The sequence below is a fragment of the Haemophilus sp. CCUG 66565 genome, assembly GCF_001679495.1.
Classification (GTDB): domain Bacteria; phylum Pseudomonadota; class Gammaproteobacteria; order Enterobacterales; family Pasteurellaceae; genus Haemophilus; species Haemophilus haemolyticus_K.
Genome location: NZ_LZOX01000010.1, coordinates 1 through 614, shown reverse-complemented (window position 1 = coordinate 614; position 614 = coordinate 1). Strand labels below are relative to the sequence as shown.

Below are 614 nucleotides of genomic sequence, written 5' to 3'. Positions count from 1 at the left end.
GCAACCTCTAATTTATTTAAGAAGTTATTTGCATCTTTACCCGCCGGAACAGTCGCATTTTTGATTGCTGAACCAATATTGTTCACAATCATAGCTCCTGCAGTGGTGCTATTATTGGCGTCGTAGAATGATGCAATCACTTCTGATTTGTTTACAACTTCCCCTGTGCCATCTGCATTTTTAGTGAATTTATAGCCATTGCCATCTTTCACTTTGTAAACACGATTACCTTGCTTGTCAGTGTAAACCACAGGCGTCACTGCTTCTACAGTGTAAGTGGTTTCATTGTTCGTTGTGTCATCGTTTGATGAAACAATCACATTATCGCCTGCCGCCACTTTCACTGCTGTTTTAGCGACCTTTTTCACCGCACTTTTTGTCACAGCGACTTCATAGGTTGCACCTTTTTTACCAAACTCGGAGTTTTCTTCACCTTCTTTTGGTGTAACGGTTGCAATGTTTTCATCGCCTGTAGCAGCTTTCACTTTTTCAGTTGAAAGGTTTGCTTTGAGTTTGCCATCATCGCCAACGGTAATGGTGTCACCATCGGTTTTAACGGTAACTTTATTGTCGCCATCCACTTCTAAGCCTTTGCCCACAGCTACATCATATTT

Annotated in this window: 1 protein-coding gene; it reads right to left on the bottom strand. The window is 41.5% G+C overall.

Annotated elements, in window-relative coordinates; translation table 11 throughout:
- On the bottom strand, window positions 1-614 hold a 614-nt coding region (locus A9501_RS09680), incomplete at both ends, for a hypothetical protein (protein ID WP_179855775.1).